The following is a 22,371-nucleotide window of genomic DNA, read 5'->3' on the forward strand; positions in this document are numbered from 1 at the left end:
CGCTCAGGCCCGCAGGCGTTCAAGCGCCTGCGGGCGGGTGGCGAGGAAGTCCGCGAAGCACTGCGGGTCGTGGCCCGTCAGGGCCAGGACCGCGTCCGAGACGACGTCCATCTCGCCCGTCGCCACGGCCTCGTAGGAGGTGACCCAACCGGTGACCTCCCACTCCGGGGCGCCGTACACGGCGCGGGAGGCGTAGGCCTCGGCGAGCGTCTCGGGCCGGTAGGTGACGGTACGCCCGGCGGCACGGCCGATCTCGGCCGCGATCTCGGCGAAGGTCAGCGCCTGCGGCCCGGTCAGGTCGTACGTGGCGCCGACGTGGGCCGCGTCGCGGTCCAGCAGGACGGCGGCCGCCGCGTCGGCGACGTCGTCGTGCGTGACGGCGGCGACGCGCCCGTCGGCCGCGGGGCCGCGCAGCACGCCGTCGTCCCCGGTCATGGCCACGAGGTCGGCCTGGTAGCTGCTGTCGCGCAGGAAGGTGAACGCCGCGCCGGTCGTGCGGATGTGTTGCTCGGTGTACCAGTGGTCACGGGCGTAGCTGAACGTGGCGTGCGGAGCCGCACCGAGGTAGGACAGGTAGACGATCCGGCCCACACCCGCGGCCAGTGCCGCGTCGACGGCGGTGGTGTGGATCTGCACGCGCCCCGGCCCCTCGTGAGCGGAGCAGAGGAAGAGCGTCGTGGCACCGGTCAGTGCCTCCCGCATGGCCGCCGCGTCGTCGTAGGACGCCCGCGCGGTCTGGGCGACGGGCAGGGCGGCGAGCTTCGCCGCGTCACGGCCGAGGGCGCGGACCGTCGCGCCCGCCTCGGTCAGGCGCCGGGACAGCCGTCCGCCGACCCGTCCGGTCGCACCGGTGACGGCGATGACCTCGTCCATGCGCGTTCCCTCCAGCTCTGCCCTGTCCTGCCCTGTCCTGTCCTGCGCCCGGCTCTCGGATCACACCCGCCGGCCGCACACGCCACTCTGCCGGGATCGCGTCCCGCGCGCACCCCGGCCCTCTGGACGGGCGGCGCGGTCCGGTCAGTACGCTGACGGCATGGCGACCGTCCGCACGCTCGACGTCCACCCGGACCTCCCGATCGACTACGCCGAGGCCGGCTCGGGCCGAGCCGTGCTGGTGCTGCACGGAGGTGCCGGACCGGCCCCCTTCGCCCCGCTGGTCGAGCACCTCGCGCGCGGTGCGCACGTGATCGCGCCCGTGCATCCCGGCTTCAACGGCACGCCTCGCCCGCCGTGGCTGACGGGCGTCGACGACTACGCCCTGGCCTACCTGCACCTGCTGCAGGATCTCGGGCTGCGCGAGGTCACGGTGGTCGGCTCCTCGCTGGGCGGCTGGATCGCCTCGGAGCTGGCGGTGCGCGACACCGGCGGGACCGTCTCCTCGCTGGTCCTGCTCGACGCCGCCGGGATCGAGGTGCCGGGCGAGCCGATGGTCGACGTGGAGACACTGGCCCCGCGCGCCCTGGCCGAGCACTCCTGGCACGACCCGCGCCGCGGCCTGGTCGACCCGGCCACCCTGCCGCCCGAGCAACTCGCCGTGCGGCACGCCAACCAGGAGACGGTGCGGCTCCTGAAGGCCGGACGGGGGCTCTACGACCCGAAGCTGAGGCGCCGTCTGGGGCGGGTCCGGGTGCCCACCCTGGTGGTCTGGGGCGAGAGCGACCGCCTGGTCACCCCGGCCTACGGCAGGGCCTACGCCGCCGCATTCCCGGACGCGCGCTTCGAACTGGTCAAGGCGGCCGGTCACATGCCCATGCTGGAGCAGCCGGAGGTCACCCTCCGCCTCATCGACGAGCACCTGCGCCGAACGGCGCGCTGAGCCGAACGACGCGCTGAGCCGGACGGCCGGAACCGCCGGAATGGCCCTGCGCCGCGTCAGTGCGCGGACAGCACCAGCCGACGGGAGAAGTTGCGGTAGCCCTGCCGGGTGAAGGCCGCGGCCATCGGCGTGTTGGTCAGGTCGGTGTCCGCCCGGATCCGCGGCGCGGCGGTCTCGACGGCGAGGAACCGGGTGATCTCGGCGAGGATGTCGTCCGCGTAACCGTGGCCACGGTGCGGGGGCAGCACGCCCAGGTAGCCGACCACCGCGCTGTCCGGATTGCGCGAGGGCAGGCCGAAGCCGACCGTCTCACCGTCGACGCTCCTGGCGATGCGCCACCAGGAGCGCTCCCCGGGCATCATGTCGCGGTAGAAGGCGACATCCCGGCGCGCCTGCGCGTCGGCGCCGATCCGGTCGGCGTCCTTGCGGGAGTCGGTGTCGAGGGTGCCCTCCAGCACGCGGCGGAAGAGGTCGACGAAGACCTCGTCGTCCGGCTCGGCGTGGAAGGACAGGCGCTGCGACGGCTGCGGGAGCCCGTCCGAGGGCGCCCACTCGTAGCGCAGCCGCTCCAACGTGACCGTCAGGCCCGCCCGCCGGGAGGCCTCCCGGCGCCAGGCCACGGCGGCGGTGACCTCGGGGCGCTCGTTCCAGTCGCCGGGCAGGAAGAAGTGGTATGCGGGCGGCTCCTCGACACCGGCCTGCGCGAAGGCCGCGTGGGCGGCGCCCAGCAGCTCGGCCGCGAGGGCGATGCGCTCCTGGGCGGGCTCGACGACGGGGTGGACGAAGACGCCGTCCAACGCCCGCGGCAGGTCGTCGTCCGGGCCGGCCCACCAGACCGCGACGGCCAGCGGGGCACCGTCGGACTCACGCTCGGCGATCCAGGTCCGCTCGGGCCGGTACTGGCGTGTGGCGAGCCTGGCCCGGTAGCCGTCGGCCGTCATCGTGCAGGCGGGGTCGTCGGCGACGAGCGGGAGGACGCGGTCGAGGTCGGCCGGGGTGGTCGGGCGAAAGCGCAAGGGTGCTCCGAGTCGGTCTCAGGGTAGGGCGGCCGCGCCAGCCTAGGTCTCCCTCGCCCACGCGGCAACGGAGTTACCCCGGGCGCGGCCCGTCCCGTCGCCTCCTGTCCCGCCCCCTCGCGCCACCTCAGACGAAGTCGAGCTGCGGGAAGTCCTGTCCGAGGACCTGGTGCGGATCCGCGCCCAGAACACGGTGCAGCAGCGTCGCGTAGACCGAGCGGAAGTCGGTGGTGAACCTCAGGTCGCCCTCGTCGAGGTCGGTCAGGCTCGGCTGGGCGCCCTGGAAGCCGCCCTTGACCGACGTGCCCGCGACGAGGAGCGGTGCCGCGGTTCCGTGGTCGGTCCCCTGGTTGGCGTTGGCCTGGACGCGGCGGCCGAACTCGGAGTAGGCGGCGAGGACGACGGGGTTGGCGCTGTGGGCGACCTTGCCGAGGAACCCGGTGACGGCCTGGTCGAACTGGCCGAGGAGCTGCTCCTGGGTGGCCTTCTCGCCCGCGTGGGTGTCGAAGCCGCCGAGGCTGACGGCGTAGACCCGGGTCGGCACCCGGGCCGCGACGCAGGCGGCGACGACGTCGAGTTGCTGGGCGAGCGAGCCCTCACCGGCTGCGCCGCTCGCGCCGCTCGCACTCGTGCGGGCGAGCCCGTCGAGGACCGGGCCGAAGGTGTGGGCGACGGTCAGCAGGTCCCGGTCGGCGGTGGCCGCCGCCGCGAGCGTGGCGGGGTCGTCGGCGCCGGGCGCGCCGAGCGCGGTGAACGAGGTCAGGGTCGGGCCGGTCGGAAGGCGGAACGCGCCGAGCGGCAGTGCGGAGCCGGAGGTGGTCGCGCCCGCGAGCAGCGGCGGCAGGGTGCCACCGAGGGAGACGGCGCGCAGCGGGTCCCTGCCCTGGGCGTCGAGCCAGCGGCCGAGCCAGCCGGTGGAGGCGGGGGCGGCGGGCGAGGCGGTCTGCCAGATGTCCATGGACTGGAAGTGGCTGTGGCTGGGCTGCGGGTAGCCGACGCCGCGCACGACCGCCAACTGCTCGGCGCCCCACAGCCCGTGCAGGCCCTTCAGCGCCGGGTTGAGGCCGAGGCCCTCGCCGAGGTCGAGGACCTGGTCGGGGCTGTAGGCGAGGTCGGGGCGGGCGCTGCGGTAGGCGGGGTCGCCGGCCGGGACGACGGTGTTCAGACCGTCGTTGCCGCCGTAAAGGGTGACCAGCACCAGCACCGGCGTGCCGCCGGCGAGCGGGCGGGTCGCCGCGCCTCGGGCCAGGTCCTGCCAGCCGATCACGGCTCCGCCCGCGGCGAGCGCGCTCGCGCCGACCACCCCGGAGGCGATCAGGAACTTGCGCCGGGTCCACAGGTCCATCGCTGCTCGGTCCTCTCTGTCCGCTTCGGGCTCTCGTGGGTGGGTGGTACGTCGGCCGTCAGTTGACGGCGTACTCGGGTGCGGCCAGCGCCAGGGCCACGAGGGTGGCCGGCCGGCCCGCGGCCTCCTGGAGTGCGGCGCGGGTCCGGTCGCTCCAGCCGTCCAGGCCGAGCAACCGCGCCGTCGCGTCGACGCGGGAGGCGGCGGGGGCGGAGCTCACCGCGCCCAGGTCGCCCTTGGTCACGGCCCAGCGGGCGAAGTCCAGCCGCGCCTGTGCGGCGGCGGCCGTCAGCCAGGCGTCGCCGCTCGGCCAGCCGCCGACGTTGGGCGGCTCGAACGGCACCTGCCCGAGGCGGCGCAGGGTGCCGAGCAGGATCGCCTGGTCGGCGTCGTCCGGGGTGATGCCGAGGGCCCGCAGGGCGCCGACGACGTACTCGACGGGCTGCTTGGCGAGCGCGCCGACGACGGTGGGCCCGCGAAAGACGGGGTCGAGCAGCAGGGCGTGCAGCAGCGCGGTGAGGTCGCGTCCGGCGCCGTAGGCGGTCCGGAGGCGGGCCATCACCTCGGCGGGGACGGGGCCGGGCGCGGCCCAGCGGTTCCACATCCGGGTCACCACCCAGGCGTGCGAGGCGGGTTGGCCGACCAGCAGGTCGACGAGGGAGACGGAGTCGAAGTCGGCGGTCTGCCCGAGGATCGTCTTGGGTGTGTCGTCGTGCGCGGCGGGGACGAAGAGAAGCCGCCCACCGGCCCGGTCGAGCCGCCAGCCGGTGAGCGCCCGCGCGGCGGCGCGGACGTCGGACTCGGTGTAGTGGCCGACGCCGAGGGTGAACAGCTCCATCAGCTCGCGGGCCAGGTTCTCGTTCGGGGCACGCTTGGTGCTGCCGATCTCGTCGAGCCAGACGGCGAGCGCCGGATCGCCGACCATGGCGTGCGCGAGCGTGGCGAAGTCCCCGCCGCCGAGGGCGCGCAGCGTCTGGTTCTGGGCGAGCATCAACGGGGCGCTGCGAACCTTCTGGATCGAGGTGGCCCAGTGGCCGTGCCAGAACCAGGTGCGCTTCTCCACCAGCGGGGCGTTGGCCCGCACCATCCGGGTCAGCCACCAACCGGCCAGCTGCGCCGCCTGCTGCGCCCGCTCCCGGTTCGCCTGCTTGCGGGCTGTCACGTCCCGGCCCGGCGGGGCGATCACGGGGAACACCGGCGGCGGTGTCGCCGCGACCCCGGCGTCCGCCGCGCCCTGCGGTGCGCCGAGAAGCGAGGCGACGGTCGCCTCGTAACCGGCCTTCTCCGCGGCGTCGAGCTCCTCGCCCCGCCCCCCGAACCCGGCCCGCCGCAACAGATGCGCGACCTGCGCCCGTGCCGACACCGTCGCCACCACCGTGCACCTCCCCGTGTGCTGGGCACCTCCGTCGGCGACGGTAGGGAGGGACTTTGTGGATTCCTTGTGGTGGATTCCTCGTGGCGACGCGCGCGGGGCTAGATCGCCACGGGCTCGTGGGCGCGTGCCTCGCAGGTGGGGCAGACGCTGTCGTTGCTGCGGGGGGTCGGAGGCCACGAGGCGACGGCCGCGGGGAGTGGACGCAACCCACTGGTGCTCTTCTCGCACAGGGTCCAGTGCGGGCTGTCCGCGGCGTGGAACACGCGCCAGCGGACCGGACCGTCGGCGGCTGGGGTCAGGCCCTGTTCGACCCAGGTGGCGACTCGCATAGCTCAACCATCGATGTGAGGCCGCGCGAGCGCATCCCGAGCCCGACCGGCCGCCGGTCCCCGGTGGATCACCGACGGGCCCGGACGGAGCGTCCCGGTTGCGGACGGGGGGTTCGGGACGGAATGTCGACTCAAGCCTGCCGCGACGTCCGCACGCGGGGGTGGGGTGGCGGCCGGTGCGGAGGGGGCGGTGAGGATGCGCGGTCGGCGGGCCGACAGGACGGCCGGTGGGGGCGGGCTGCCGCCGGTCCTGGTGGCCGTGGCGTCGCGGCTGCGGCCACAGGTGCTGTCGTTGCTGGAGCAGGCGGCCGTGTCGGTGGTGACGGCCGAGACGGGCGAGGAGGCGGTCCGGGCCGTCTACGAGCGACGTCCCGGACTGCTCCTGATCGGGACCGAGCTGGACGGCCTGAGCCCGTGGCACGTGGTGCCGCTGGTCCGCGAGATGGCGGGCATCCCGGTCACGGTCCTCGACGAGGTCTACTCCCCCGCCAACGCGCAGCGGGCCTTCGGCCTCGGCGCGGGGAACTACCTGGCCTGGCCGCTGCCCCCGGAGGTGATCGAGGGCCGGCTGCACCATCTGCTCGGGGAGCAGGCCCGCAGTGGCCCGCCCGACGGGAGTGCCGTCACGGACGACGGCTGGCTGCGCGTCGACCCGGCCCGCCGCGAGGCCTCCGCGGGCGGGCATCCGCTGGAGCTGACCGCCCTGGAGTTCGACCTGCTGATGCAGCTCGCCCGGCATCCCGGCCAGGTGCTCACCTACGAGCGGTTGCTGGAGACCGCCTGGCGGCTGGCCGGCGAGGCAGGTGGCCCGGCGCGGGTCAAGGCCGCGGCGGGACGGCTGCGGCGCCGGATCGAGTCCGCCACCGGCACCGCCCCCGCCCCGATCACCACCGTGCGGGGGCTGGGCCTGCGCTACACCAGGCCGGAGACCTGAGAGCCGTCCGACTGCCCCATGGCGCGTCCGGTGTCCGGTTCGGGACCAAGGTCCCGACGTCGAGGGCCCGTCAAGGGACCTCGGACCCGGGTCCTTCGGCCCTGACAGGGCCTCACCTGTCGATGTCCCCCTCCTGTGCGGCCGCTGTCGCGTTCCTGTCGCCCTTCCGCGTGAGCCTGGATCGCGTCCCGGCCACCACCCCTGCCGCCGGGCGCAGCGGGAGGAGGAGTGCGATGACCGTGGAGACGATCGAGGGACCCGGGGCCGCCGGGGCGGCCGTCCGACCGACGGGACGTCAGGTCCTGGTGCTCGTTCCCGCGCACAACGAGGAGGACGTGATCGGGCGGGCCCTGTCCGCCCTGCACGCGCAGGAGCTCGACGGGCACCCGGACACGGCGGTCCGGCTCGTCGTCGTGGCCGACAACTGCACCGACGGGACCGTCCCGCTCGCGCAGGGCGCCGGGGCCGAGACGTTCACGACGCACGGGAACCGGGCGAAGAAGGGCGGCGCGCTGAACCAGGCACTGGGCGCCCTGCTGCCCGGCCTTGCGGACCATGACGCGGTGCTCGTCACCGACGCCGACTGCGCCCTGGACCCCGGCTTCCTCGGCTCGGCCCTGGACCATCTCGACCGCGGCTACAGCGGCATCGGCGGCATCTTCCGCGGCGACCCCGGCGGCGGCTTCGTCGGCCACCTGCAACGCAACGAGTACGCCCGCTACGCCCGGGACGTGGAGCGCCTGGGCGGCCGCTGCCTGGTCCTGACCGGGACGGCCGCGCTGTTCCGGGCCGGGACGCTGCGCGAGATCTCCGCAGCCCGCCTGGACGGCCGACTCCCGGCCGGGGACGGCGCGGGCGGCGTGTACGACACCACGGTGCTGACCGAGGACAACGAGCTCACCTTCGCCGTCCTGCACCTGGGCGGGCGGATCGTCTCACCACCCAGCTGCACGCTGAGCACCGAGGTCATGCCGAGCTGGCGCGCCCTGTGGCGGCAGCGACTGCGCTGGAAGCGCGGCGCGGTGGAGAACTGCGCGCAGTACGGCCTGACCCGGATCACCTGGCGCTACTGGGGTCCGACAGCTGCTGACCATGCTCGGCGTCGTCGCCTCCGTGCTGTACCTGGGCACCCTCGTCTGGGCCCTGTCGGTGGACGGCGCCGTGCACGTCAAGGTCTTCTGGCTGGCCGTCACCGGCGTGTTCGTCGTCGAGCGGGTGGTGACGCTGCGCAAGCGCGGGTGGCGCTACATGCTGCCGGCGGCCCTGATGTACGAGCTGGTCGTCGACTACTTCCTGCAGGCCTGCCACGGCAAGGCCTACCTCGACGCGCTGCTGCGGCGGCGCAAGTCCTGGTGACCAACCGAGCCCGGCCGACCTGAACCCGTCAGACCCGATGCCGACAGACCCGAACCGGACAGACCCGAACCGGACCAGGAGAGAGGACTCCCATGTACACCAACCCCACCCCCGCGCTCGGCGCGGGCGCCGCGACCGGTGGCACGCTCGCCATGACCGGCGCCGCGTCGCCGTTGTGGATCTTCCTGGCGGCGTTCGCGATGATCGCGGTCGCCACCGCGATCCTGCGGATCGTGCCGAGGCGCCGCCGCCAGGACTGAGCCCTCATCTCCGCGGGGCCTGAACGGCGGCCCGCTCAGTGCTCGCGGAAGCCGCCGAGGAAGCGACGGAAGAGGCCGCCCTCGCGCGGCAGTGGGGCGGACGGCGGTGGAGCGGTGGGCCGCTCGGTGGCGATCGGCTGGTCGTAGTCGGCGCGGGCGATCGCGTCGACGGTCCCGTCCAGGTCGAAGTCCTCCGAGCCCGCGATCGCCGGGACGAAGCCGACGAGCATGCCGTCCCGCATGACCTGCGCTTCGAGGCTGATCGTGTCGTCGGTGTCCCAGACGGCCTCGCGGCCGTCGGGCAGGACGACGCGCACACCGATCTGGTAGACGCCCTCCCGGGCCACGTGGGCGTTCACGCCGCGCTCCCGCAGGGCGTCCACGACATGGAGCGCTCGGTTCTCTTCCATGCGCCCACCATAACGACCCAAATCGGTCCCGCTCGTCAGAAATTGCTGAGAATCTACATCCCCCGGAGTAGCCGGGCCGCGCGCGGACGCATCCACCGTCCGACGCGGCGGGGCGGCTCCACGACGGACGATCGGGGCATGGAGACAGCCATCGCCCTGGACCGGGCAACCAAACGCTTCGGCGCGCTGACCGCCGTCGACGGGCTCAGCCTGGAGATCGCCCGCGGCGCGACCGTCGCCCTGCTCGGCGCCAACGGAGCCGGGAAGACCACGACGGTGGCCATGCTGATGGGCCTGCTGACGCCCGACGCCGGGACGGTGCGGGTGGCCGGCCGGTCGCCGCGCCAGGCCGTGGTCGAGGGCCGGATCGCCGCGATGCTGCAGGACAGCGGCCTGATGCCCGGCGTCACCGCGGCCGAACTGGTCGGGCTCGCGCGCCGGATGTACCCCGCGCCGCTGCGGGTGGAGGAGGCCCTCGAGCTGGCGGGGCTGCGGGAACTGGCCCGGCGTCGGGTCGAGCGGATGTCCGGCGGGCAGGCACAGCGCCTGAAGTTCGCGCTGGTCGCCGTCGCGGGCGCGGACACCATGCTGCTGGACGAACCGACGCGCGCACTGGACGTGCAGGGGCGGCGGGAGTTCTGGGCGGCCATGCGCAACTGCGCGGCAGCGGGCCGCACCATCGTCTTCGCCACCCACTACCTCGACGAGGTCGAGGAGAACGCCGAGCGCGTCCTCGTGCTGGCCCGTGGCCGGATCGCCGCCGACGGCCCGCCGGCGCGCATCCGCGAGGCGGGCGGCCGCGCGATCGTGCGCTTCCGCGTCCCGGCGGGGCGGACGCTGCCGCCGCTGCCCGGCGACGTCGAACGCGAACAGGACTGGGTGACGGTGCGCTCCGCCACTCCCGACGAGGTCGTCCGCCGCCTCGTCGCCTCCGGCGCGGGCTGGTCCGACCTGAGGATCTCCCCGCCCAGCCTGGACGAGTCCTTCCTGGCGCTGACCGGCTCCCTCACCACCCCGGCCCCGAACTCGACCGCGGGCCCGGCCTCGACCGCAACCGCCGGCGGCGACCACGGAACCGCACCCTCCGACCTCGGCTCGACGGCCGAGACCCAGGCGGCCGGGTCCGCCGGGTCTGCCGTTCGGGCGGACGCGGCAAGCGCGGGCGGCCCGGCGGGCGCAGCCGATCGAACGGGCCCGCGCCACCCTCGCGTCGGCGCTCCCGACGCCGTCCCCGACGCCGTCCCCGCACCCGTCCCTGTCCCCGCACCCGCACCCGCACCCGCACCCGCTGCCGAGGAGGCGCAGGTCCGATGACGCTCCACCTCTTCCGCCTCGAATGCCTGCGGATGCTGCGCGACCCGCGCTACCTCGCCCTCGCCGTGGTCGCGCCCATCGGCTTCTACCTGCTCTTCGCCACCATCTTCGGCGGCGGCCCGACGCAGCCCGGTGAACTGAAGGGCACCGTCGAGATCATGGTGGCGATGGCGGCCTACGGCGCCATCTGGGGCGCTCTGTCCGCCACCGGGCCGCGGCTCGCGCACGAGCGCAGCAGCGGGTGGCTGGAGCAACTGCGCGCGATGCCGGTGACGGGACGTCACCTGCTGACCGCCAAGCTCGCCGCCGGACTCGCGGTCGCGCTGCCCGCGCTGGTACTGGTCTGCGTCACGGCCGTGGTCGCCAAGGGCGTGCGGCTGGAGGCGTGGCAGTGGGCGGCGCTGGTGCCCGCGATGTGGCTCGGGACGCTGCCGTTCGCGCTGCTCGGTGTGGTCGTCGGGCTGCTGGTGGGGCCCGAGGCGGCGTTCCCGCTGAGCTACGGCCTGTACATGGCCGCCTCAGCGCTCGGCGGGCTCTGGGTGCCGCCGGCCCGGCTGTCCTCCGCGCTGCAGGAGGTGGCGCACACCCTGCCCACCTACCGGCTGGCGGACCTGGGCTGGCGCATCGCCGCCGGGCACGCGCCGACCTGGGCGGACCTCGGGGTCCTGGCCGCGTGGAGCGCGGGGCTCGCGGGGCTGACCGTGCTGGTCCAGCAGCGTGGTCCCAGCCGTGGTCGCGGCCGTGGTCGCGGCCGAAGTCAGGAGCGCCGGGCCCGCCCGGCCGAAGACGGCGCCGCCTCTGCCCTGTCCGCCGGATGACCACCTACGCTGCCAGCGTGTCCCACGCCTGGAACCGGCTGCTGCGAGCCGACCCGTCCACCGCGCCGAGCGCGGTGGACGTGCTGGTGGTCGGCCCGGTCGCGCTCTTCGCCTGCTTCGGCGTCTGGGCCGAGCAGCACTACGCGCTGCATCCGCACCCGTGGTCGCCCGGAGGCTACCTGTTCGTCCTGGCCGCCGCCGTGCCGCTGCTGTGGCGCAGGCGGCGGCCGCTCCTGGCGGCCGCGCTGTGCCTGGCCGCGGTCACGGGCTACCACGCGGCCGGATACCCCGGGCTCGCCCCCGCCGTCCTGGCCTTTCTCGCCTGCGCGGCCCTCGGTCTGTACTGCGAACGACGCGGCCTGCTGTACGGCCTGCTGGCGGCGGGCGTGGTCTGGCTGCTGCCGACACTGCCGCCGAACGCGCTGGAGTGGTACGCGCTCGACGTGTCGATGCCCGCGCTCGCGTACGGCGCGACCGCCGTCGTCGCCCACTCGGCGCGCCGCAGGCGGCTCGAACACGACGCCCGACTGCGCGAGGAGGCCGCCGCCGGCGAGGAGCGGCTGGGGCGCCGTCTGGCCGAGGAGCGCCTGCGGATCGCCCGCGAACTGCACGACGTGCTCGCCCACACCATCTCGGTGGTCGCGGTGCAGAGCAACGTCGCCCTGGACGCGCTGGCCGCCGCGCCGCCCGAGACGGACGAGGCCCGCTCCGCGATGCTGCTGGTCCGGGGCGCCGCCCGGCAGGCCATGCCCGAACTGCGCGCCGCCCTCGACCTGCTGCGCGGTCAGGCCGCTCCGGCGGACGGCCGCCCGCAGCCGGGTCTCGGCCAACTGGGCGAGCTCGCGGAGCAGTTCCGCGAGAGCGGCCTCGCCGTCTCGCTGGAGGTGCCGGCCGAGGCCCTCGCGCTGAGCCCGCTGGTGCAGCTGACGGCCTACCGGATCACGCAGGAGGCGCTCACCAACACCCTGCGCCATACGGACACCGACCACGCCGGGGTCGTCCTGGGCCGCGAGGGCGACGCGCTGGTGCTGCGGATCGCGGACGAGGGGCGCGGCCGGGGGGCGGCCCCCGGTGGGGGCTTCGGCCTGCTGGGGATGAAGGAGCGCGCCGAGGCCCTCGGCGGGCAGCTGGAGGCCGGTCCGCAGGCGGCCGGCGGCTGGTTGGTCCGCGCCGAACTACCGTGGGAGACATCGTGATCCGCCCCGTGATCCGCGTCCTGATCGCCGACGACCAAGCCGTGGTCCGGGCCGGCTTCCGTGCCCTGCTGGACCGCGCCGAGGACATCGAGGTGGTCGGCGAGGCGGCGGACGGCGTCGACGCCGTCGCCCAGGCCGCCCGGTTGCGGCCGGACGTGGTGCTGATGGACGTGCGGATGCCCCGGCTGGACGGCATCGCGGCGACGGAGCGCATCGTGGCCGACCCGGCGTTGGCGGACACCCGGGTCGTGGTGGTGACCACGTTCGAGCTGGACGAGTACATCCACCGGGCGCTGCGCGCCGGTGCCAGCGGCTTCCTGCTCAAGGACCTCGACCCGGACGAGCTGCGCCGGGCCGTCCGGGTGGTGGCGGCGGGCGAGGCGCTGCTCGCGCCGAGTGTGACGCGCCGTCTGATCGGCGCCTTCACCCGGCGCGGGACGAGCCTTCCGCCGGAGCGCGTGGCAGCGGGGGCCACCCTGACCGAGCGCGAGCGCGAGGTGGTCTCCCTGGTCGGACGGGGGCTGACCAACGAGGAGATCGCCACGGAGCTGGTCATCTCCCCCGCCACGGCCAAGACGCACGTCTCCCATGCGATGACCAAGCTGGGCGCGCGCGACCGCGCCCAGCTCGTCGTCTTCGCCTACGAGACGGGTCTGGTGTGAGCCCGGCGTGAGCCGGCTCAGCCCTGGGGTTCCAGCGCCCGCACGGCCGGCCCGGCGTCCTCGGCCACCCCGGCCCGCCCGGACGCTTCGGTCGCGTCGGCCGCGTCGGCCGCGCGACGGTAGTGATCGGCGTGGCCCTCGATGTGGAGCTGCGGGATCAGGCGGTCCAGCCAGGCGGGGATCCACCAGTTGGCCCGCCCGAGCAGGTGCATCACGGCGGGGACCAGCAGCAGGCGCACGAGGGTGGCGTCGATCAGGATGGCCGAGCCCATGCCCACGCCGATCAGCTTGATGGGCAGGTCCGGCGCGGGGACGAAGGCGGCGAACACCGCCACCATGATCGCCGCCGCGGCCGTGATCACCCGGGCCGTGGAGGCGAGCCCGGAGACGATCGACTCGGCGTTGTCCGTCGAGGTCAGCCAGGCCTCGCGCATCCGGCTGACCAGGAACACCTCGTAGTCCATGGAGAGGCCGAAGAGCACTGCGAAGGTCAGCACCGGCACGAACGCGGGCAACGGGGTGGGCGTGTCGATGCCGATGAGCCGGCCCATCGGTCCACCCTGCAGGACCAGCGCGACGACCCCGTAGGAGGCCGCCACCGACAGCAGGTTCATCGCGGCGGCCTTGAGCGCGACCACGACGCTGCGGAACGCCGCCAGGAGCAGCACCATCGACATCGCGACCACGCCGCCGATCAGCAGCGGGATGCGCCCCGCGATGTTGTCGCTGCTGTCGATCGCCGTCGCGGTCGCGCCGCCGACGTGGACGTGCAGGCCGCGGGCGTACGCGGGGATCACCCGGTCGCGCAGCCGGCGGACCAGGTCCTCGGTCGCGGTGGCCTGCGGGCCGGTCGAGGGGACGGCGGTGAACAGGACCGTCCGGCCGTCCGCGCTGGGCTGGAGCGGGCTGACGGAGACCACGCCGTCGGTGGCGCGCACGGCGGCGGCCAGCTCCCGCAGCGCCGGGACGGCGGCCCCCGCGCCGCCGGGCGGCTCGGCTATCAGCACCAACGGGCCGTTGCTGCCCGCGCCGAAGGCGGTGGTGACGGTGTCGTAGGCGATCCGGTTGGACCGGCCGGCCGGGTCGTTGCCCGCGTCGGGGAAGCCGAAGCGCACGTCGAGGAAGGGCGCGGCAAGGGCGAGCAGCACGGCGGTACCGCCGATCGCCGCCAGGACCCGGTGCCGCTGCACGAAGCGGCTCCAGCGGTGCCAGCGGCCGCCCTCGCGGGCCGGGGCCGCCGCGGGCGCGGGGCCGGCGCCCCGCCGTCCGAGGCGCGGCAGGCGGAGCCGGTCCAGGTGCGGCGCGAGGTAGCCGAGCAGGGCGGGGAAGAGCGTGCCCGCCGCCGCGAGCACCACGAGCACGGAGACGATGGCCGCGAAGGCGGCCCCGCGCATGAAGGTCAGGCCCATGGTGAACAGGCCCAGCATGCTCGTCACGACGGTGAGGCCGGCGACGAGGACGGCGCGCCCGGCGGTGTCCAGGGCGGCGACGGTGGCCGCCTGCGGGGCCAGGCCCTCGGCGAGCCATTCGCGGTAACGCGTGATCAGGAGCAGCACGTAGTCGATGCCGACGCCGATGCCGAGCATCGCGGCCAGCGAGGTCGACCAGTCCGGGACGGGCATCAGCGCGGCGAGGGCGGGCAGTAGCAGGGCGCTGACGGCGAGTCCGCCCAGGGCGGTGAGCAGGGGCAGCCCGGCGGCGACCACGGACCCGAAGGTGATCATCAGGATGACGGCGGCCGCGGCCATGCCGATGCCCTCCGAGCCGATGGCGCCCTGTTCGGCCTGCTGGACGGACTTGCCGCCGAGGTGGACCTGCAGTCCACCGCCTGGGTTCCGAGCCAGGTCCAGCAGTCGGTCGGTGTCCGCATTGGGCATGTCCGGCGCGTTGTCGACGTCGAGGTGCAGCACACCGAGAGCGGTGCTCGCGTTGGCGGACACCGCTCCGCGCGGGCCGTAGGGGTCGTCGACGGAGCGGACGTGCGGCACGGCGGCCATGCGCCGCAGCAGGTCCGCCACCTCCGCGCGGGCCGCGTCCGTGGTCACGGGGCCGTTGGCGCGTACGACGACGCTGATGGTGTCCCCGGCCTGGCCCGGGTAGTCGCGGGCCAGGAGCTGCTGGGCCTGCTGGGAGTCGGAGCCGGGAGCGGAGTAGTCGGCGGTGTACTTCGCGCCGAAGGCGGCGGAGGCGGCGAAGGCGATGCCGATCGCGAGCAGCCACAGCAGCACGGTCAGTCCGCGGCGACGGAAGCTCCAGCCCCCGAGCCGGCCGAGCGGCCCCGGCCGGAAGGGCGCCGAGGGACCGCGGGGTGTCCCGCGCTCGGCTGTCTGGGCTGGCTGGGGCATGGCTCCTCCGGATCCGGAAAGGACGACGGTTACGCTTCATAAGAAGAGTTACGAGGCGTAACTTAGCTGAAGGAGGAGCATAAGCTTCGACGAAGCGGTGCAGATCACATGAACAGGCGGCACCGGCGGCACGGGCGGAAGGGGTGCGATCGTGGGCACGACCGATGTCGAGGCCGGGCAGCCCCGGCCCAACCGTCGTGAGCGCATGCGGGCGACCACGGTCGAGGAGATCAAGACCACGGCGCTGCAGCTGATCCAGCAGCACGGCACCTCTGGACTGCGCTTCTCCGACATCGCCGGCGAGATGGGCTTCACCGCCCCCGCCCTGTACCGCTACTTCGCCGACCGTGACGAACTGCTGACCGCCCTGGTGGCCGACAGCTTCACCGGCCTGACGGCCGCGTTGACGGCGGCCCGCGCCGCGGCCTCCGACGACGTGGGCGACCGCCTCGAAGCGGCCTGCTTCGCCTACCGGGGCTGGGCGCTGGCCAACCCCGAGCGCTTCGCGCTGATCTTCGGGGCCCCCGTCCCCGGCTACGCCGCACCGGCCGACGGGCCCACGCTCGCGGCGGGACGCACCACGCTCGACCACATCGCCGAGCTCTTCGCCGACGCGGCCGCGGACACGCCAACGGACGAGGACGCGGCACCCGCGGCTCCGGAGAACGAGTTCGGCCTGCCGCAGCCGATGCTGGAGGCGGTGCTGCGCACCTGGTCCACGGTGCACGGCTTCGTCTCGCTCGAGGTCTACGGCCACTTCTGCGTGCTCGACGGGCCGGCCCGGGACCGGCTCTTCGAGGCCCAGGTCCGCACGGCCGCGGCCGTCGCGGGCCTGGATCAGGCGACGGACCAGGCGACCGGAGCGGCACAGCCGTAGGTGCCGAGGGGGTCGCCTGCGGCCGCGCCCGCGAGCCCTCCGCCTCCCGATCCGGACCCACCGTCAGGAGCCGACCGGACGTTGCCGGGCCGAGCCGGGGCCGGGGGCGTCAAGCCCGGCCGACGCAACCGGTACGCCGGGCCCCGCCTGCCGGGCCCCGCCTGCCGGGTCACCCCTCGTGGGCCGCCGCGAGGCGGGGCGGATCGGGCACTCCGTGGTCGCGGGCCCAGGCACGGGCCTGGGCGATGCGGGCGACGGTGGGCGGATGGCTGGCGAAGAGCGCCACGGTCAGCGGGTGCGGCGCCAGGTCGGCGATGTTGAGGACCGCGAGCCGGCGCTGCATCGCCACCACCGTGCCCGGAGCGCGCGTCAGGTCCAACGCGTAGGTGTCGGCGCGGGCCTCGACCTGTCGGCTGCGCAGGTTGTACACCGGACCCCCGAGGGCGCCGGCGAGCGTGCCGAGCGCCGCCACCAGCGCCAGCGACCGCGGGTCGGACGCCCGGGAGACGCCTGCGGCGTCGAGCAGCGGCGGCCAGTGCAGCGCGGCCGCGAGCAGGCAGACCACCCCGGCCGCTCCCAGCGCGCCGACCAGGGTGCCGTAGAGGACGTCGCGGCGTGCGGCGTGACCGAGTTCGTGCGCGGTGACGGCCGCGACCTCCTCGGGCGCGGCCTGCTCGACCGTGGTGTCCCAGACGACGACCCGCCGGGTGCGGCCGATACCGGAGACGTACGCGTTGACCGCGCTGGTGCGCCGCGAGGCGTCGCTCACCAGGATGTCGCGCACCCGCACCCCGGAGGCCTCGACGACGGCCATCAGCGCCCGGCGCAGCTCCCCCTCGGGCAGCGGCGTGAAGCGGTTGAACAGCGGCTCGACGAGCACCGGCACCAGGAACGACAGCGCCACCACCAGCAGCGCCGCGCCGAGCGCGGCCACCGCCCACCACGCGTCCGGCAGCCGACGCATCAGCGCGTAGAGGGCGACGGAGACCCCGGCGAAGAGCGTGACGCCGATCGCCAGCCCCTTGCCCGCGTCGGCGGCGAACAGCCGCCAACTGCGGTGGGACAGACCCCAACGGCGGTTGACCACCTCCGCCCGCAGCGACAGCGGCAGCGCCACGACGAACGACACGAGCTGCAGGGCGACCGCCCCCAGCGCGGCGGTCGCGATCCACCCGCCGCCCGCGACGTCCCCGGCGGCGCGCACCAGCGCGGCGCCCAGCGGCGTGAACCCGAGCAGGAGCGGCACGGCGAGCCCGAGCAGCATCGAGGTGTACCGCAGCGGTGCCACCTCCCGCTTCCGGGAACGGGACCGCTCGATCTGCTCAGGGGTGAAGTCGTCCTCCAGAGGCGCCATGGCACCTAGTGTGGGGGATCCGGGAGTCGCCGAAACCGCACGCGAGGAGCCGTCATGGAGCTGCACAACCCTGCGCCCTTCACCGTGGACCAGGTGGTGCACGCCCTGTCCGTGCTGGGCCAGGAGGTGGTCGCGGACCCGGAGTACCGGCCCGACGGACCCACCGACGACGACCTGCCCGAGTTGCTCGGTGGTCTGCTCGGCCGGGTGGAGCTGGAAGTCGCCACGGTGGTGGATCCGGACGACGAGCCCCCGCAGGCACTGGCGGCGCTGCTGGAGGGGTGGCGTGCCGAGAGCGACGACGTGTCCCTGCACCGTGCGGTGCTGATGCACCGCCTGCAACGAACGGCGTTCGACGTCGGGGCGGCGCTGGGCGAGGAGGAGGACGAGGACGAGGAGGACGACGAGCCGACCGGCCCGCCCGGCGTCGCCGGCTCCGCGGCCTGCGCGCTGGCCGCGGCGGACCTGCTGGCGGCGCAGGCGGCCGTGGACGACGGCCACATCCGCCGCGCCCGCCGCGCGCTCGACTCCGTCGAGGGCTTCCTCGCCCAGGCGCTGCTGACGGTGCACCTGCTCCGCCTGGAGGTACGCGCGGAGGAGGAGGACGACGAGGACGAGGACGACGAGGGCTGACCGCCGCCCGCCCGCCGCCCGGGGCCCGCTCCCTGGGCGTGCCGGCTGCGGCCACGGCGGCCCAAGACCCCGCTGACCCACGGTCCCGGTGGCCCGGCGGCCCACGGCCCCGGCGGCCCAAGGCCCCAGCGGCCCAAGGCTCCACTGACCCACGGTCCCGGTGGCCCAGCGGCCCACGGCCCCGGCAGCCCAGGGTCCCGGCGGCCCAAGGCCCCGGTGGCCCAGCGTCCCCGGTGGCCCAGGGTCCCGGCGGCCCACGGTCCCGGTGGCCCAGCGGCCCACGGCCCCGGTGGTCCAAGGTCCCGCTGACCGACGGCCCCGGCAGCCCGTGCCCCCAAGGGGCGGATCGGCCTGCGGGGCCGCGAACGGCGGCCTAGTGTAGGGGTATAGCCGGATTTCTGCCGTTTCGGGCCCTGGGTCTCAGGGCCCGAGAGCTCAGGAGGGCAGATGGCCCAGAATCCGATGCGCGACGATCCCACGCCCCCGCCCGCCCTGGCGCGGACCTCCGCGGCCCGGATCGCAGTGAACGTCGACGGCGTGGCCCATCTGGACGAGGTGGAGCCGCGCCTGCTGCTGGTGCACTACCTGCGCGACCGGCTCGGTCGCACCGGCACGCCGATCGGCTGCGACACCGGCAACTGCGGGGCCTGCACCGTCGACCTGGACGGGATGAGCGTCAAGAGCTGCCAGGTGCTGGCCGTGCAGGCGGACGGCAGGCGGGTGACCACGATCCAGGGGCTGGCCGGGCCGGACGGGGCCTGGCACCCCTTGCAGCGGGCCTTCCACGAGCAGCACGCGCTGCAGTGCGGCTACTGCACGCCGGGGATGATCATGGCCGCTCGGGACCTGCTGAAGGACAACCCCGATCCCACCCCGGAGGAGGTCCGCGACGCGCTGGAGGGCAATCTCTGCCGTTGCACGGGCTACCAGAACATCGTCCGCGCGGTGCTGGCGGCCGCGGCCGAGCTGCGCCGTGAGGGCGCGCCGGAACCGCGGGGCAAGGCGGCGGGCGCCCCGCGGGCGAGCGGGCAGGAGGCGCCGGCATGACCGACCAACTGACGGGGCAGGCGCCCGGGCGCGAGGTCGGCCGGGCCCGGACCCGCAAGGAGGACGCCCGGCTGGTGACCGGGCAGACCACGTGGACGGACAACCTCACCGCACCAGGACTGCTGCATGTCGCGATCCTGCGCAGCCCGCTCGCGCACGCCCGGATCGAGCGCGTCGACGTGCGCTCGGCGCTGGAACGCGAGGGCGTGGTCGGCGCGTTCAGCGGGGCCGACCTGGCGGAGGGCCTGGGCTCACTCCCCTGCGCCTGGCAGGTCACCGAGGACATGGTGCTGCCCGAGCACCCGGCGCTCGCGGTGGACGAGGTCCGCCACGTCGGCGACCCGGTCGCGGTCGTGGTCGCGCGCGACCGCTACACGGCGGCCGACGCGCTGGAGGACGTCCTGGTGGACTACGAACCGCTGCCCCCGGTCCTGGACCTGGAGGCGGCGCTCGCGGACGACGCGCCACTGGTCCACGCCGACAAGGGCACCAACCGCTGCTACACCTGGCCGCTCGTCTCCGGCGACTACGCGGCGGCCAGGGCCGCGGCGGACGTGGTGGTGCGACGCCGCCACCATCAGCAGCGGCTCATCCCCAACGCGATGGAACCGCGCGCCAGCATGGCCGTGCCGGTGCCCGCGACCGGCGAGTACACGCTGTACTCCTCCACCCAGATCCCGCACATCGTGCGGGTCATGATGGCGCTGACCACCGGCATCCCCGAGCAGAAGCTCCGCGTCGTCGCCCCGGACGTCGGTGGCGGGTTCGGCTCCAAGCTGCAGGTGTACGGCGAGGACGCGATCGCGCTGACGCTGGCGCGCCGGCTCGGGCAGCCGGTCAAGTGGACCGAGTCGCGCTCGGAGAGCTACCAGGCGCAGCACCACGGGCGCGGGCAGATCCAGGACGTCGAGCTCGCCGCGACGCGCGACGGGCGGCTGCTGGGCATGAAGGTGGACCTGCTGGCCGACATGGGCGCCTATCTGATGATCATCACGCCCGGCACGCCGCTGCTGGGCGCGTTCATGTACCCGGGCATCTACAAGATGGACGCCTACGACTTCCACTGCACGGGCGTCTTCACCACCCGCACGCCCACCGACGCCTACCGCGGCGCGGGCCGGCCGGAGGCGACCTTCGCCATCGAGCGGACCATGGACGAGCTCGCCGCCGAGCTGGGCCTGGACCCGCTGGAGCTGCGCCGCCGCAACTGGATCCGGCACGAGGAGTTCCCCTTCACCACCGTCGCCGGGCTCACCTACGACAGCGGCGACTACGCCGCCGCCACCGATCGCGCGCTCGCGCTCTTCGGCTACGACGACCTCCGCGCCGAGCAACGGGCCCGGCACGAGAACCTGGACCCGGTCAGGCTCGGCATCGGGATCTCCACCTACACCGAGATGTGCGGCCTCGCGCCGAGCCGCATCCTCGGCTCGCTGCGCTACGCCGCGGGCGGCTGGGAGGCGGCCATGATCCGGATGCTGCCGACCGGCAAGGTCGAGGTGATCACCGGGACCAGCCCGCACGGCCAGGGCCATGTGACGGCGTGGAGCCAGATCACGGCCGACGCGCTCGGCGTCCCGTTCGAGGACGTCGAGGTGATGCACGGCGACACCCGCGTCGCCCCGCAGGGCATGGACACCTACGGCTCGCGCTCGCTGGTCATCGGCGGCATCGCGGTGCACGAGGCGGCGTTGAAGGTCGTCGCCAAGGCCCGCAAGGTCGCCGCACACCTGCTGGAGGCGAGCGAGGACGACCTGGAGTTCGCCGACGGCGCCTTCTCCGTGCGCGGCTCGCCGGAGGCACGCAAGACGATCCAGGAGGTCGCCTTCGCAGTCTTCGCCGCGCACGACCTGCCCGAGGGCATGGAGCCGACGCTCAACGCGGAGCACCTGCTCGACCCGGACAACTTCTCCTACCCGCACGGCACCCACCTGTGCGCGGTGGAGGTCGACACCGAGACGGGCAAGGTCGCGATCCGCTCCTACGTCTGCGTCGACGACGTCGGACGGGTCGTCAACCCGATGATCGTCGAAGGCCAGGTGCACGGCGGCGTCGCCCAGGGCATCGCCCAGGCCCTGTACGAGGAGGCCGTCTACGACGACGCGGGCAACCTGGTCTCCGGCACCATGGCCGACTACCTCGTCCCCGCCGCGCCGGACCTGCCGGACCTGGTCACGGACCGCACCGAGACGCCGGCCACGTCCAACCCGCTCGGGGTCAAGGGCGTCGGCGAGGCGGGCACCATCGCCTCCACCCCGGCGGTGGTGAACGCCGTCATGGACGCGCTGCGGCCGCTGGGCGTCCGTGACATCCGGATGCCGTGCACACCGGAACGGGTGTGGCGGGCCGTCAAGGAGGCCACGGCCGCCGCATCCGCCGCCGCTGACGCTGCCGGGAAGGAGGGCCCGTCGTGATCCCCGCGACGTTCGACTACGCCCGTCCGCAGAGCACGGACGAGGCCGTACGGGTGCTGGCCGAGGCCGGCCCGGAGGCCAAGGTGCTGGCCGGCGGTCAGAGCCTGCTGCCGATCCTGCGCCTGCGGCTGTCCTTCCCCGAGCTGCTGGTCGACCTCGGTGCGGTCGACGCGCTGCGCGGCATCCGGCAGGACGGCGCCCAGCTGGTGATCGGCGCCATGACCACGCACCACGAGGTCGTCCACGACCCGCTGGTCCGCGCGCACGCGGGCCTGCTCGCCCGAGCCGCGGCGACGGTGGCCGACCCGGCCGTCCGCCACCGCGGCACGCTCGGCGGCTCGCTCGCCCACGCCGACCCGGCCGGTGACCTGCCCGCCGTCTGCCTGGCCCTGGACGCGACCATGGTCGTGCTCGGCCCGCAGGGCTTCCGCACGGTCCCGGCGGCGGAGTTCTTCGTCGACTACCTGCAGACGGCGCTGCGGCCCGACGAGCTGCTGACCGAGATCCGGATCCCGGCCATGGACGGCTGGGGCTTCCACTACGAGAAGTTCCAACGCGTCGCCCAGGCCTGGGCGGTGGTCGGCGTCGCGGCCGCCGTCCGGCCGGCGCAGGACGGCCGCGGGATCGCCGAGGCGAGGATCGGGCTGGTCAACATGGGCGCCCGCCCGATGCGCGCCCACCTGACCGAGACCGCGCTGACGGGAGCGGACGGGAGCGAGGAGGCGATCGGCCGGGCCGCGACGCTGGCCGCCGAGGGTACGCATCCGCCGACGGACCTGTCCGGATCGGCCGAGTACCGCGAGCACCTGGCCCGCGTGCTGACGCAGCGGGCCGTGCTGGCCGCGGCCGGGACGGCCTGAGGCGGGCCGC

At 74.7% G+C, this 22,371-nt stretch carries 21 protein-coding genes; 13 read left to right on the top strand and 8 right to left on the bottom strand.

The window, feature by feature from the left end:
- Positions 1 to 3 precede the first annotated feature (3 nt).
- On the bottom strand, positions 4 to 873 hold the full coding sequence (locus BMY61_RS14390) for an NmrA family NAD(P)-binding protein (protein ID WP_042451107.1): 870 nt from the start codon (positions 871 to 873) through the stop codon (positions 4 to 6).
- A gap of 160 nt (positions 874 to 1,033) precedes the next feature.
- On the opposite strand from BMY61_RS14390, the gene BMY61_RS14395 reads away from it, so the two are divergent.
- Entirely contained in the window at positions 1,034 to 1,816 is a 783-nt protein-coding gene (locus BMY61_RS14395) for an alpha/beta fold hydrolase (protein ID WP_082015205.1), read from the top strand.
- Between the two features lie 56 nt (positions 1,817 to 1,872).
- Here BMY61_RS14395 and BMY61_RS14400 read toward each other — a convergent pair whose 3' ends face one another.
- The 4 genes from BMY61_RS14400 to BMY61_RS47095 form a co-directional block, all read right to left on the bottom strand.
- Positions 1,873 to 2,832, bottom strand: coding sequence for a GNAT family N-acetyltransferase (locus BMY61_RS14400; protein ID WP_042451109.1), 960 nt, complete (start codon positions 2,830 to 2,832; stop codon positions 1,873 to 1,875).
- Between the two features lie 127 nt (positions 2,833 to 2,959).
- Positions 2,960 to 4,177 carry a DUF1501 domain-containing protein gene (locus tag BMY61_RS14405; protein WP_042451112.1) on the bottom strand — a complete coding sequence of 406 codons (1,218 nt, stop codon included), beginning with the start codon at positions 4,175 to 4,177 and terminating at the stop codon, positions 2,960 to 2,962.
- 58 nt (positions 4,178 to 4,235) lie between these two features.
- The gene (locus BMY61_RS47090) at positions 4,236 to 5,549 is read right to left on the bottom strand and encodes a DUF1800 domain-containing protein (RefSeq protein ID WP_236656116.1); all 1,314 of its coding nucleotides are present in this window, start codon (positions 5,547 to 5,549) and stop codon (positions 4,236 to 4,238) included.
- Positions 5,550 to 5,650: 101 nt separating this feature from the next.
- Positions 5,651 to 5,881 carry a hypothetical protein gene (locus BMY61_RS47095; protein WP_042451114.1) on the bottom strand — a complete coding sequence of 77 codons (231 nt, stop codon included), beginning with the start codon at positions 5,879 to 5,881 and terminating at the stop codon, positions 5,651 to 5,653.
- A 196-nt stretch (positions 5,882 to 6,077) separates the two neighbouring features.
- Between BMY61_RS47095 and BMY61_RS47100 the strand changes: the two genes are divergently transcribed.
- From BMY61_RS47100 to BMY61_RS46155, 3 genes are all read left to right on the top strand, one after another.
- Positions 6,078 to 6,815, top strand: a complete 738-nt coding sequence (locus tag BMY61_RS47100) for a response regulator transcription factor (protein ID WP_052438932.1) — start codon at positions 6,078 to 6,080, stop codon at positions 6,813 to 6,815.
- A 233-nt stretch (positions 6,816 to 7,048) separates the two neighbouring features.
- The gene (locus tag BMY61_RS14425) at positions 7,049 to 8,194 is read left to right on the top strand and encodes a glycosyltransferase family 2 protein (protein WP_201777596.1); all 1,146 of its coding nucleotides are present in this window, start codon (positions 7,049 to 7,051) and stop codon (positions 8,192 to 8,194) included.
- 69 nt (positions 8,195 to 8,263) lie between these two features.
- The gene (locus tag BMY61_RS46155) at positions 8,264 to 8,431 is read left to right on the top strand and encodes a hypothetical protein (protein WP_169791867.1); all 168 of its coding nucleotides are present in this window, start codon (positions 8,264 to 8,266) and stop codon (positions 8,429 to 8,431) included.
- 35 nt (positions 8,432 to 8,466) lie between these two features.
- On the opposite strand, the gene BMY61_RS14430 is transcribed toward BMY61_RS46155, so the two are convergent.
- Positions 8,467 to 8,841, bottom strand: coding sequence for a hypothetical protein (locus BMY61_RS14430; RefSeq protein WP_042451116.1), 375 nt, complete (start codon positions 8,839 to 8,841; stop codon positions 8,467 to 8,469).
- Positions 8,842 to 8,979: 138 nt separating this feature from the next.
- Here BMY61_RS14430 and BMY61_RS14435 point away from each other — a divergent pair, with 138 nt between their 5' ends.
- From BMY61_RS14435 to BMY61_RS14450, 4 genes are read left to right on the top strand one after another with little or no spacing between them, the layout of a single operon-like run.
- Positions 8,980 to 10,155, top strand: a complete 1,176-nt coding sequence (locus tag BMY61_RS14435; RefSeq protein WP_063773299.1) for an ABC transporter ATP-binding protein — start codon at positions 8,980 to 8,982, stop codon at positions 10,153 to 10,155.
- Complete coding sequence (locus tag BMY61_RS14440) at positions 10,152 to 10,973, top strand: ABC transporter permease (protein WP_052438933.1); 822 nt, start codon at positions 10,152 to 10,154, stop codon at positions 10,971 to 10,973. Before BMY61_RS14435 ends, BMY61_RS14440 begins: the two co-directional genes overlap by 4 nt.
- A gap of 17 nt (positions 10,974 to 10,990) precedes the next feature.
- The gene (locus tag BMY61_RS14445; RefSeq protein ID WP_161791287.1) at positions 10,991 to 12,169 is read left to right on the top strand and encodes a sensor histidine kinase; all 1,179 of its coding nucleotides are present in this window, start codon (positions 10,991 to 10,993) and stop codon (positions 12,167 to 12,169) included.
- 8 nt (positions 12,170 to 12,177) lie between these two features.
- Positions 12,178 to 12,831: a response regulator gene (locus tag BMY61_RS14450; protein WP_042451283.1), complete on the top strand. Its 654-nt coding sequence runs from the start codon at positions 12,178 to 12,180 to the stop codon at positions 12,829 to 12,831.
- Between the two features lie 17 nt (positions 12,832 to 12,848).
- Here the strand turns inward: BMY61_RS14450 and BMY61_RS14455 are convergent, their stop codons facing one another.
- Positions 12,849 to 15,176, bottom strand: coding sequence for an MMPL family transporter (locus BMY61_RS14455; RefSeq protein WP_082015206.1), 2,328 nt, complete (start codon positions 15,174 to 15,176; stop codon positions 12,849 to 12,851).
- Positions 15,177 to 15,327: 151 nt separating this feature from the next.
- On the opposite strand from BMY61_RS14455, the gene BMY61_RS14460 reads away from it, so the two are divergent.
- The gene (locus BMY61_RS14460; RefSeq protein WP_052438936.1) at positions 15,328 to 16,053 is read left to right on the top strand and encodes a TetR/AcrR family transcriptional regulator; all 726 of its coding nucleotides are present in this window, start codon (positions 15,328 to 15,330) and stop codon (positions 16,051 to 16,053) included.
- 169 nt (positions 16,054 to 16,222) lie between these two features.
- Here BMY61_RS14460 and BMY61_RS14465 read toward each other — a convergent pair whose 3' ends face one another.
- Positions 16,223 to 17,407, bottom strand: coding sequence for a M48 family metallopeptidase (locus BMY61_RS14465; protein ID WP_042451118.1), 1,185 nt, complete (start codon positions 17,405 to 17,407; stop codon positions 16,223 to 16,225).
- Positions 17,408 to 17,461: 54 nt separating this feature from the next.
- Here BMY61_RS14465 and BMY61_RS14470 point away from each other — a divergent pair, with 54 nt between their 5' ends.
- The 4 genes from BMY61_RS14470 (at position 17,462) to BMY61_RS14485 (ending at position 22,361) form a co-directional block, all read left to right on the top strand.
- Complete coding sequence (locus BMY61_RS14470; protein WP_042451120.1) at positions 17,462 to 18,040, top strand: hypothetical protein; 579 nt, start codon at positions 17,462 to 17,464, stop codon at positions 18,038 to 18,040.
- 462 nt (positions 18,041 to 18,502) lie between these two features.
- Complete coding sequence (locus BMY61_RS14475) at positions 18,503 to 19,087, top strand: (2Fe-2S)-binding protein (protein ID WP_042451290.1); 585 nt, start codon at positions 18,503 to 18,505, stop codon at positions 19,085 to 19,087.
- Complete coding sequence (locus BMY61_RS14480; protein ID WP_042451122.1) at positions 19,084 to 21,501, top strand: xanthine dehydrogenase family protein molybdopterin-binding subunit; 2,418 nt, start codon at positions 19,084 to 19,086, stop codon at positions 21,499 to 21,501. The genes BMY61_RS14475 and BMY61_RS14480 overlap by 4 nt, the downstream gene beginning before the upstream one ends.
- Complete coding sequence (locus tag BMY61_RS14485) at positions 21,498 to 22,361, top strand: FAD binding domain-containing protein (protein ID WP_042451129.1); 864 nt, start codon at positions 21,498 to 21,500, stop codon at positions 22,359 to 22,361. Before BMY61_RS14480 ends, BMY61_RS14485 begins: the two co-directional genes overlap by 4 nt.
- The last annotated feature ends 10 nt before the right edge of the window (positions 22,362 to 22,371 follow it).

Source organism: Streptacidiphilus jiangxiensis, from assembly GCF_900109465.1.
GTDB lineage: Bacteria > Actinomycetota > Actinomycetes > Streptomycetales > Streptomycetaceae > Streptacidiphilus > Streptacidiphilus jiangxiensis.